Origin of the sequence: endosymbiont of Riftia pachyptila (vent Ph05), assembly GCF_000224455.1 — a bacterium.
Taxonomy (GTDB): Bacteria; Pseudomonadota; Gammaproteobacteria; order Chromatiales; family Chromatiaceae; genus Endoriftia; species Endoriftia persephonae.
In genome coordinates this window covers 1-10,187 of sequence record NZ_AFOC01000108.1, presented here as the reverse complement: position 1 = coordinate 10,187, position 10,187 = coordinate 1, and the positions used below count along the sequence as shown (strand labels likewise).

At 59.1% G+C, this 10,187-nt stretch carries 13 protein-coding genes; 9 read left to right on the top strand and 4 right to left on the bottom strand.

What is annotated here, in order from left to right; genetic code table 11:
- The 6 genes from RIFP1SYM_RS19160 to RIFP1SYM_RS14075 all read left to right on the top strand — a co-directional run.
- The coding region (locus tag RIFP1SYM_RS19160) for a PPi-type phosphoenolpyruvate carboxykinase family protein (protein WP_476756446.1) at positions 1–639 on the top strand (639 nt) is incomplete at its 5' end.
- Complete coding sequence (locus tag RIFP1SYM_RS14090; RefSeq protein ID WP_005965936.1) at positions 636–1,958, top strand: hypothetical protein; 1,323 nt, start codon at positions 636–638, stop codon at positions 1,956–1,958. The genes RIFP1SYM_RS19160 and RIFP1SYM_RS14090, both read left to right, overlap by 4 nt.
- Before the next feature lie 256 nt (positions 1,959–2,214).
- Positions 2,215–2,523: a sulfur globule family protein gene (locus RIFP1SYM_RS17115; RefSeq protein WP_081417773.1), complete on the top strand. Its 309-nt coding sequence runs from the start codon at positions 2,215–2,217 to the stop codon at positions 2,521–2,523.
- A gap of 161 nt (positions 2,524–2,684) precedes the next feature.
- On the top strand, positions 2,685–3,542 hold the full coding sequence (gene folD / locus RIFP1SYM_RS14085) for a bifunctional methylenetetrahydrofolate dehydrogenase/methenyltetrahydrofolate cyclohydrolase FolD (protein ID WP_006473972.1): 858 nt from the start codon (positions 2,685–2,687) through the stop codon (positions 3,540–3,542).
- A gap of 283 nt (positions 3,543–3,825) precedes the next feature.
- Positions 3,826–5,379 (top strand): CHAD domain-containing protein, encoded by a 1,554-nt coding sequence (locus RIFP1SYM_RS14080; RefSeq protein WP_139042156.1) that lies wholly within the window; start codon positions 3,826–3,828, stop codon positions 5,377–5,379.
- A 4-nt stretch (positions 5,380–5,383) separates the two neighbouring features.
- Positions 5,384–6,127 (top strand): ParA family protein, encoded by a 744-nt coding sequence (locus tag RIFP1SYM_RS14075; protein ID WP_005965930.1) that lies wholly within the window; start codon positions 5,384–5,386, stop codon positions 6,125–6,127.
- On the opposite strand, the gene RIFP1SYM_RS14070 is transcribed toward RIFP1SYM_RS14075, so the two are convergent.
- The 4 genes from RIFP1SYM_RS14070 to RIFP1SYM_RS18335 all read right to left on the bottom strand — a co-directional run bounded on the left by RIFP1SYM_RS14070 (position 6,085) and on the right by RIFP1SYM_RS18335 (position 7,899).
- Entirely contained in the window at positions 6,085–6,522 is a 438-nt protein-coding gene (locus RIFP1SYM_RS14070; RefSeq protein WP_005965928.1) for a hypothetical protein, read from the bottom strand. The genes RIFP1SYM_RS14075 and RIFP1SYM_RS14070 overlap by 43 nt on opposite strands.
- 33 nt (positions 6,523–6,555) lie before the next feature.
- Positions 6,556–7,161: a sulfur carrier protein DsrE2 gene (dsrE2, locus tag RIFP1SYM_RS14065; protein ID WP_240992124.1), complete on the bottom strand. Its 606-nt coding sequence runs from the start codon at positions 7,159–7,161 to the stop codon at positions 6,556–6,558.
- A 220-nt stretch (positions 7,162–7,381) separates the two neighbouring features.
- Positions 7,382–7,552 carry a hypothetical protein gene (locus RIFP1SYM_RS18340; RefSeq protein ID WP_476756445.1) on the bottom strand — a complete coding sequence of 57 codons (171 nt, stop codon included), beginning with the start codon at positions 7,550–7,552 and terminating at the stop codon, positions 7,382–7,384.
- Positions 7,553–7,581: 29 nt separating this feature from the next.
- Positions 7,582–7,899 carry a TetR/AcrR family transcriptional regulator gene (locus RIFP1SYM_RS18335; RefSeq protein ID WP_005965921.1) on the bottom strand — a complete coding sequence of 106 codons (318 nt, stop codon included), beginning with the start codon at positions 7,897–7,899 and terminating at the stop codon, positions 7,582–7,584.
- 169 nt (positions 7,900–8,068) lie between these two features.
- Between RIFP1SYM_RS18335 and RIFP1SYM_RS14055 the strand changes: the two genes are divergently transcribed.
- The 3 genes from RIFP1SYM_RS14055 to RIFP1SYM_RS14045 all read left to right on the top strand — a co-directional run.
- On the top strand, positions 8,069–9,001 hold the full coding sequence (locus tag RIFP1SYM_RS14055) for an ABC transporter ATP-binding protein (RefSeq protein WP_006473966.1): 933 nt from the start codon (positions 8,069–8,071) through the stop codon (positions 8,999–9,001).
- Positions 8,998–9,774, top strand: a complete 777-nt coding sequence (locus RIFP1SYM_RS14050) for an ABC transporter permease (protein WP_005965916.1) — start codon at positions 8,998–9,000, stop codon at positions 9,772–9,774. The genes RIFP1SYM_RS14055 and RIFP1SYM_RS14050 overlap by 4 nt, the downstream gene beginning before the upstream one ends.
- Before the next feature lie 198 nt (positions 9,775–9,972).
- Positions 9,973–10,187, top strand: a 215-nt coding sequence (locus tag RIFP1SYM_RS14045; protein ID WP_420855221.1) for a hypothetical protein, incomplete at its 3' end; no start/stop codon positions are given.

Genomic DNA, 10,187 nt, shown 5'->3' with positions numbered 1-10,187 from the left:
GTAATCTCCGGGCCGCTGTTCGTGGACGATCTGCAGGCGGACCTTGACCGGGTAGAGGTGATCTTTTCACGCGACTACTCACAGCGCTTCAAACCTGGCTTTGAACATGAAGATCGGAATCCCAGCCGCAAGCCGCTCAATCCCGAGCGCAGTCTGGGTTCGGTAATCAAGCTGCTGACCCCATCGCCCAGCTATACCGACGAATACAACGAGTGGTTGTCGTTGATTCCGCCGCGCATCCTCGCGCTGGTATTTATGATCAAGCGCTTCTACCTCAACTCATGGGGCAGTAACTGGCGCCGTAATATCACCGTGGATGAGATCGACGGTGCTGCGGGTCACGAGGTCAAGATGTTCGATCGCCAGATCATCGGCTCCTATTTGCGGGTCGGTTTTGACGAGGGCGACAAGTGGCGTCTGTTCAAGGTGCGCCAGGATTTCATCGCCGCCGACAAGGTGCAGATGGAGGACGACATCAGCGCCTCAGTGGTGGTCTCCGCGGCAGCGCTGGAGGGGTGTCCGGAGACGATCAACACCAAGCGCAGCGTCAAGCTGGTGAAGAACTGCGAGTATCGCCTGTTCCAGCGGCCGGACGATGCGATCCACCCCGGCTTCGACAAGCAGACGAGCTGGACATGACACAGCCGGATAACTTTCTTGCTAACTACGAGCCGCTTACTGGCGAATCGCTTGCCGCGGTGGTCGACAATGTGCTGACGCTGTGCAACTTCACCGACCCGATGCGCAAACTGCTGCAGTCGGCCAGTGATGACGGCGCGGGCTATGTAGTCTCCTCCGCCCATCCGCGTCTGGTGGATGGCAAGCCGAGTAAAAATCCGCGCTATCTGCAGACCCGACCTGATCTGTCGAATCCGCTACAGTCCTATGTGGCGGAGATCGGCGCCCGCTTTCATCGCAAACTACCGCTCGACAAGCCGCTCTGCCATCCGGTGGATGCGGTGCTTTGCGGGCGACGCAACAATCCGCCGGAGCCGGGCATCCGCGCGCTGGCGGTCTACAATCCGATCCACTACCAGGAGCTGCCCGAACTCTTCATGGACTTCATCTGCAGCCTCACTGGCAAGTCGCCCTCCACCACCGGGGCAGGTAGCGAAGGGGCACTCACCAAGGGGCCGTTCAATGCGCTGCGCGCTACCGCAGACCTCAACAATGCGTTGGTCTCTTTCATCCTCACCGGCTATGCGGGCTTCTCTAGCTCGGCAGGCTACATCGGCCCCGATGTGCGGGTGGATCACGATATCAGCCTGCTGATCCCGGAGGTCTGGGCGAGGCTCTCCGAGGAGGAGCGGGATCCGCAGTTTCTGATCGAGAAGGGCTATCTCGAGCCGTTGGAGGATTTTGATTACGAAGGCGAGCGGGTGCTGGCAAGCCGTCTCGGTTACCGCATCACCGACCGCTTTGTGCATGGTTTCCTTGGCAAGATCTTTGACAATCCCAATGCGGTCTTCACCGAGGCAATCCTGAAGCCGGAGAGCCAGGGCATGGCGGTGTTTGTCGATGGTGTCAACAACATCGTCGAGGCGCAGCAACGGGTTGCCCGGCAGTATCTGGATGATGGCAGCATTGAAGAGGCCTGCCCGCCGTTGAAGGCGCTGCTCTACATCATGGCGACCGGTGAATACCAGGGGAAAAGCGCCCATGATCCGGCGATCCGCCAGATGTTCAGTCGCGACTACCTGCTGGCGTCCGACTGGTATCGGGGCCGTCTGAAGGAGAAGCAGGCCCGCGAGAGCGTATTGTGGCAACGTAATGTGAGCTACCTGGAGGAGTTCCTCGACAAGCCTGGCTATGCCGACGAAGCGGAACGGCTGGCTATCGAGCAGCGGCTCGAGGTCGCCCGAGAGCGATTGCTGGCAGTGCAGGAAGAGGATTACCTTAACAGTCTGGTGGGCACCTTGGGTGCCGATCCGCTGGCGCCGCCTGCTGAGGCTGTTTGATAACAACGGACGGGAGTTCAAAAGACACTGTCTGAACAGGCCGGGCCGCTAGCGGTTCCGGCCTGTTTTGTTTTGCCTTCCATCTACTCAGAGCTGGTGGCCATCGGAATAATCTCACTTTATTGGCGCAGGGAGACGCCGAAAAAGTTTATAAGAAATTACTAATATGATTGACCTGTAGCAATATTGGCACCGGCGTTTCGGCCTACATTGAAGGTGAAAGATAAAAGCCGCAAACCGTCGCAGGAGGTGCAGTATGAAAGCGACACGCAGACTCTTGACCGCTGCCGCAGTGGCCGCGTTGACCGCAGTGCCGGCAACCTCAGCTGAGGCATGGTGGGGTTGGGGCCCCGGTAGTTGGTGGGATGGTGATGGTTGGGGAGGCTTCAGCTTCTCCTTTGGTTTTCACGGAAGCGGATGGGGCCACGGCTATTATGATCCCTGGTACTACGGCTATTCGCCCTACTATTATGGCCATCCCTACTACGGTTATCCTTCCTATCCGTTCTATTCACCGCCGGCGCTGCCCGAAACGCCACAGAGCGATTCCCTGGCTTCCAAATAGCCGGGTCTGAGGGGGAGATCGCAATCGATCTCCCCAGCCATGCAAAGCAGCCATCTAGCGGCCTTTTCTCATCCCAATCTGTTTTTACTGACGCTGACAGCCTTCGACCATCACGCTATCATTGCCGCTCCCTTCAACCCTTAGTTGTGGATACAGAATCAATGAGTGCACAGATCCTCGACGGCAAGGTCATCTCGAGCGAGATCAAACAGGAGATCAAGAGCAAGGTTGAGACCCGTCTTGCTCAGGGATTGCGGCGCCCAGGCCTCGCGGTCGTACTGGTGGGGGAAAACCCCGCCTCCCAGGTCTACGTGCGCAGCAAACGCCGCTCCTGCGAAGAGGTGGGCTTCTACTCTGAACTACACGAGCTCGCTGGTGACACCAGCCAGGGAGAGCTGCTCAACCTGATCGACAGCCTCAACGCAAAAGAGGCCATCGATGGCATTCTGGTACAGCTGCCGCTGCCCGAGCAGATCGATGAAGAAGCGGTCATCGAACGCATCCTGCCGACCAAGGACGTGGATGGTTTCCATCCCTACAATGTCGGCCGCCTGAGTCTGCGCATGCCGATCCTGCGCCCCTGCACCCCAAAGGGGGTGATGACCATGTTGGCGCGCACCGGTGTCGATCTGGTGGGCAAGGACGCGGTGATTATCGGCCAGTCCAACATCGTCGGCCGGCCGATGGCGCTAGAGCTGCTGGCAGCACGCTGCACCATCACCGTCTGCCACAGCAAGACGAAAGACCTGGAAGGAAAGTGCCGCAACGCCGATATTGTGGTCGCCGGCGTTGGTCGCGCCAACTTTGTTCAGGGGGATTGGATCAAGCCGGGCGCCATCGTGATCGATGTCGGCATCAACCGGCTGGAGAGCGGCAAACTCTGCGGCGACGTGGACTTTGAGGCCTGTAAGGCTAAAGCTGCCTGGATCACGCCAGTTCCCGGCGGTGTCGGCCCGATGACCATCGCCACCCTGCTGGAGAATACCTTGCAGGCAGCGGAACTGCACAGCAACGTTTAATCCCCGCCAGCATAGGCCGGGCATTGGAGGGTCGTCAGTTGATTTGACGGCCTCCTGGTGATATTGCGACGGTCGAAGCATTTTTGCTAGGCAGATATGGTCGATCCCGTTTTTCAGCCGCATAATCCGTTTGGCCAGCGCCTCCGCCGAGCAGGATTCGCCGCCACTTTCGAGCATAATCTGCTCTACCTGGCCCTATGAAACTCTCGATCTCTCCCCTATCTGTTGCCTCGTGGTCAGCAGCTCTGTAACCTGGCCCGATGCCAATTTCAGGAGCAGGTTGATGGTCGGCCACCCTATCCAGTATGCACTTCCCCAAGAGATGGACCTGGAGATGCTAAGGAGAGAGCTGGAGCGGTCGTTTCGCTTTTTCGATGTGGGCAGGCGCCAACAGAGCCTGGAGTATCTGGAGAGTTTCGACTGGCGCATCTGGCAGGTGGATAGCGAGCTGTTGTTGCAGGACGATGGTGCATGCAAACGCCTCTGGTGCTTTGATCGCAACAACGACGATATTAGCGGTGGTGTGGAGGTCGCCGGCGCCCCGGTATTCGCCGCAGACTTGCCTGCGGACGAGGCGTTCGAGCCACTCCGGCGTGCCCTGGCGATGCGGGCATTGCTACCGATCGTCAAGGTGGAGCGTGAGATGCAACACTTGCGGTTACTTAACCGCGAAGAGAAGACGGTGTTGCGTCTTGCTTTGGTCAGTGAGCGGTTTCGCTCCGTCCAACCCAGACAGGAGGGTGATCTGGGGCACAGCGTGATGCTCTCGCCGGTCAGGGGCTACGATAAATATCTGAGCCGGGTAGAGAATCTGCTTTCCGAACTGGGGCTAAAGACTTCACCGTTGAGCCGTTTTTTGCCCGCCCTTGAGGGTATTGGCCGACGGCCAATGGACTACTCCTCGAAGCTCAACTACCAGCTGGATCCAGCCCAGGAGGCCGACAGCGCCACCCGACAGATTCTGCTGGGTCTGCTCGACACTATCGAAGCCAACGTCGACGGCACCCGCGCCGATATCGACTCAGAGTTTCTGCACGACCTACGGGTGGCGGTGCGGCGCACCCGCTCTGCGTTGAGCCAGATCAAGGGGGTGTTCGATCCAGAGGTGCTGGAGCCGTTCAAAAATGGTTTCGCCTGGGTTGGTCAGATCACCGGTGAGACCCGCGACCTGGATGTCTATCTGCTGAAGTTTTCCGGCTACCGGCAGAGCCTGCCAGCGCTGCTGCGTAACGATCTTGACCCCTTTCACAGCTACTTGCTCGAACGCCAGAAGCAGGCGCAAAAGGCGATGGTGCGTAAGCTCAACTCGCCACACTTCCGCACGCTACTGAAAGATTGGCGGGCCTGGTTGGAGATGCCCCTGGCGGCGTCGTTGCAGGGGCCAATGGCAAGCCAGCCGATTCCCGAAGTGGCGAATCAGCGCATCCGCAAGATCTATCGTCGGGTGCTCAAAGATGGCCTTGCGATCACCGAGCAGTCTGAGCCGGAAGCGCTGCACGATTTGCGCAAGCAGTGCAAGAAGCTGCGCTATCTGATGGAGTTTTTCCGCAGCCTCTACCCAAATGCAGAGATCAAACATCTGATCAAGGCGCTGAAGATATTGCTCGACAACCTGGGGGATTTTCAGGATCTGCAGGTGCAGGCAGAGAGTCTGGAGCAGATGGGTCAGCAGATGCTGCAGGAGGGTGCCTCCGCCACCACCCTGATGGCGATGGGGATCCTGGTGGGGGATCTACTACAGCGCCAGCAGTCGCAGCGGGAGCAGTTTGCCGCGCTGTTTGCCGACTTCTCCAGCCAGGCTAACCAGAGCGCCTTTGCGCAGTTGTTGAAGGGGTGATGGGATGAAGATTATCGGTGTATACAACATCAAGGGCGGCGTCGGTAAGACTGCCACCGCGGTCAATCTCGCCTATCTCTGCGCCCGGGCAGGCTACCGTACTCTGATTTGGGACCTCGATCCCCAGGCTGCCGCTACCTTCTACTTTCGTATCAAACCGAAGGTTAAGGGTGGCGGCAAGGGGCTGCTGAATGGGCGGGTCGAGCTGGACCGGGTGGTCAAGGGGACTGATTTTGAAAACCTCGACTTGCTGCCGGCAGACTTCTCCTACCGCAACATGGACCTCAAGCTGGAGGAGGCGAAGAAGCCGACCAAGCAGTTGTTGCGGTTGTTGAGACCGCTCTCGGAGGAGTATGACTACATCTTTCTGGACTGCCCGCCGAGTATCTCGCTGGTGTCGGAGAACATCTTCCGTGCTGCCGATGGCCTGCTGCTGCCGCTGATCCCCACCACACTCTCCCTGCGCACCTTCAAACAGCTGCTCGACTTCCTCGAGGGGCACCGCATCGCCGGGTTTGAACTGATGCCCTTCTTCTCCATGGTCGACCGACGCAAACGCATGCACCTGGATGTGATGCAGAGCCTGCCCGACGCCCATGGCGAGCTGCTGAAGAGCGTCATCCCCTACGCCTCGGATGTGGAGCGCATGGGCATCTACCGCATGCCGGTGGCCGAGTTTGCCCACCGATCCCCCGCTGCCAAGGCCTATGAGGTGTTGTGGCAGGAGGTCGGCCAGCGTCTGCGGTAGGAAGTGCCGCTCGCGGCGCGAAGATCCCGGGTGGACTGGTTCGTGCCGCAGGCGGAGAGAGCTAATGCAGATCCGCCTCCACCCAGAACGCATTCAACATGATGTCGCTGGCTCACCTGGCGTGAGCCGTGGGCGAGCGCATCGAAGATCTCCCACTCGCTGCAGCCGGCTGTCTTCAGCTGTTTGATATCCTCTGCGGCGATTGAATTGGAGTCGCCGACTGCCTTTAGTACACACTGCAGCAGCGTCGGCTCCTTTGCATCCAGAGGTGCCTGGGCCGGGCCTTGCTTCATCGTCTCGATCTGCTCCTGGCTGACATCGTGCATCTGCTGGATCTCGTTATAGACCTCGGCGACGATGCCATCGTTCTGTTCGGGGGGGATGATGAGTGACATGGTGTTGGACGCCTTGCGTGGATTTAAAGGGGATTAAACAAACAGATTGACGTCAGCCTTCTGTGCAATGGGCAGGAAGCTGGCGGCCCCCACCCAGTCGTCGATCTCGTCGATAAAGTCGGTGCGCTGCCAGTCGAACAGCTCGACAGTCATCTGGCAGGCGATCATCTTCACCTCCGCCTCGATACTGAGTTCGCGCAGCTCTTCGATGGAGGCGACCCCCTTCTGTGCCATCCCCTTTTTCATCATCTGGCTCGCCATCCGCTGAAAGCCGGGCAGGTTGGCCATCACGCTGGTGGGCAGCTGGATCTGCCTGCCAGAGAGCCAGCCCGAGCCCTTGGGCATGATCATCGGCATCGCCGGATTGCCGAGCGGGGTAACCTGCAGATCAAGGTCGCGTTTCAACAGCGATAGGCCGTAGAAGGTGAAGAAAATCGCGACATCCCAGCCGAGGGCGGCGGCGCTGGAGGCGAGGATGAAGGGGGGGTAGGCCATGTCGAGGGTGCCCTTGGTGGCGATGATGGTCATCGACGGAGTGTGGGCCGCCTCACGCTGCGCCATCTTCTCCTCAAAACGCTGGTCGAACCAGGCGTTGAGGTCGCCATTCTCATCCAAGGGTAGGGGGTTCAAGTTGTTCATTGTGTTGCTCCTGATTGATTTTGGACTTCGAGGCTTTGGTTGGCTTGCGATAGGGTCAATTTCTTCGCTCATAGTAGACCGGTCGGTCAAGTGTCGAGCCAAAGCGGTGCTGGGTCGTCTCTCCTCTGTTATGGGGGTTAAACCGTTTTGCGGATACGGATCTCGGCCATCGCCGGGCCGAGCTGGCGGATCACTTGGGGATCGTTGCGGGTCTTCGCCATCAGCATGATGCCCTCGATGTAGGCGAGCATCGCCGGGCGGTGGCGGGTATATCGACATCTTTGATATCCCCGTGTGCCTCGGCCGCCTGCAGGGTCTCTGCCAGACGCCCCTCCATCATCTCGAAGACCCGCTCGACCTTCTGCCGGATAGGCTCATCCTGGGTGCTCATCTCTGCGGCTAGGTTGCCGAACGGGCAGCCTAGGGTCTGGCCGAGAGTCTGGGCGATCTCTTTCTGGAACAGATAACCAAGCTCCACCAGCCGCAGCAGGCGCTGTAGTGGTGGCAGATCGGTGGCAAAGGCCTGTTGAAGATCTGCTGTTTGAGTTCAACGAAGAACTCGTCGATCACCGCCAGGGTCAGGTCGCGTTTGGAGGGGAAGAAGTGGTAGAAGCTGCCCTTTTTGATCCCGGCGCGCTCGCAGATCGCCGCCACTCCCACCTCGGAGTAGCTGCGGGAGTAGATCAAATCCCGGGCGCTCTTCAGGATCAGTCGGCGGGTGTCGCGATCGGCGTTCATGGCGATTGATTCTAGTGGACCGGTCGGTCAAGTCAAGTTGGCCTCTGTCCGCGTTGGATTGGGGTGAGTGGGATGCGGCGAGGTAAATCATCTCAGATCACCAGTTTTTCTCGGCTGTTTTGGCGCTAGAATGGCGCTTTGTTGTAACCGCGCCCTACACCCACGATCCATGACCGCACTCTCTATCCAGCAACTCCATAAGACTTATCGCAACGGCTTCGAGGCCCTCAAGGGTGTCGATCTGGAGGTGGAACGGGGGGACTTTTTCGCCCTGCTTGGCCCTAACGGGGCGGGTAAGTCCACCGCCATCGGTATCATCGCCTCGCTGGTGAACAAGAGCCGCGGGCGGGTGGCAGTGTTCGGCCACGATCTTGATAGGGATCCGGAGGCGGCCAAGCAGTGCATCGGCCTGGTGCCTCAGGAGTTCAACTTCAATGTCTGGGAGCCGGCGGTGGAGATCCTGGTCAATCAGGCGGGTTACTACGGGGTGCCTCGGCGCGAGGCGTTCCGTCGTGCCGAGCGCTATCTGAAACAGCTCGATCTGTGGGAGAAACGAACCAGCCAGGCGCGCGAGCTCTCCGGCGGCATGAAGCGCCGCCTGATGATTGCCCGTGCCCTGATCCACCAGCCCCGGCTGCTGATCCTGGATGAGCCCACCGCCGGGGTCGATATCGAGATCCGCCGTTCGATGTGGGCGTTCCTGCAGGAGATCAACAGTCAGGGCACCACCATCATCCTCACCACCCACTATCTGGAGGAGGCGGAGCAGCTTTGCCGCAATGTCGCCATCATCAACCAGGGTCGCATCGTCGAGCGCTCCAGCGTCGACCAGTTGCTACGTGAGCTGCGCACCGAGACCTTTGTGCTCAATCTGCGTGACAAGCTGGCACAGCTGCCGGAGCTGGGCGGCTTTGTGTTGCGTCACCTGGACGAGTGCACTCTGGAGGTGGAGGTGAGCCGCGAGCAGACCATCAACGGTCTGTTCGAGGCGCTGTCGCGCCACGGTATCGAGGTGACCAGCATGCGTAACAAGCAGAACCGGCTGGAACAACTCTTTATCGATATGGTGAATCAGGACCGGGCAAACGGGGTGGGCTCATGAATCGTTGGCAACGCTATCGCACCGCCTACTGGACCATCCTGGTCAAGGAGGTACTGCGCTTCAGCCGCATCTGGGTGCAGACAGTGCTGCCGCCGGCGATCACTACCAGCCTCTACTTTGTCATCTTCGGCACCCTGATCGGCGCGCGCATCGGCGAGATGGATGGCTTCCGCTATATCGACTTCATCGTGCCCGGGCTGATCCTGATGACGGTGATCCAGAACTCCTACTCGAATGTGGTCTCCTCCTTCTACAGCGCAAAGTATCAGCGTTACGTCGATGAGCTGATGATCGCGCCTGTGCCCCATTGGGTGGTGCTGGCGGGTTATGTCAGTGGCGGGGTGGCGCGGGGGCTAGTGGTGGGGGTGGTGGTGACCCTGGTGTCGCTGTTCTTCAGCGATCTGCAGATCCACAGCTATGGGTTGACCCTGCTGGTGGTTCTGTTGACCGCGCTGCTGTTTGCCTTGGCGGGCTTTATCAACGCGGTGTTCGCCAACAGCTTTGACGATATCTCGATCGTGCCGACCTTTGTGCTGACCCCGCTCACCTATCTCGGTGGGGTCTTCTACTCGGTGGCGCTGCTGCCTGAGTTCTGGCGTGATCTTTCGCTGGCCAATCCGGTGCTCTACATGGTCAACGCCTTTCGCTACGGCCTGCTGGGCACCTCAGATATTCAGATCGGCACGGCGTTGGCGATCATCCTGCTGTTTATTGTGGTGCTGGCCGCCTTCTCGCTGGAGTTGTTGCGGCGTGGGGTGGGGATCAAGAGTTGATGCTGTTTGGTAATGACTGTTCTCGGCCTGGAACGGTAGGTTTCCCATATCGAAAAGCCGGCATAGATACAGCGAATCATCAATTTGAGGTCGGTGTATGGCCGAGTCCATGGTGCCCCTGATCTCCGACCCCTTGACCTCGAACCGAGGATATTACCCGATTTTGACAATCGATCACCTCAACTCTACATTGCGGCGATGAGTGATGATCGAGCAATGAAGCGGGCGGAGCTGCTCATTGAGGCCGGTCGCCTGGATGCAGCGCTGGAGCTGTTGCTGCCCCTGCTCGCTACCGGGGGCTCTACCGGTCAGGAATACGCCCATCTGCTGGTGATGCAGGCGCTGCTGCAAAAAGATGACAACCGTCAGGCGATCCACTATGGCGAACAAGCCATCGGCAAGGGATATGACAG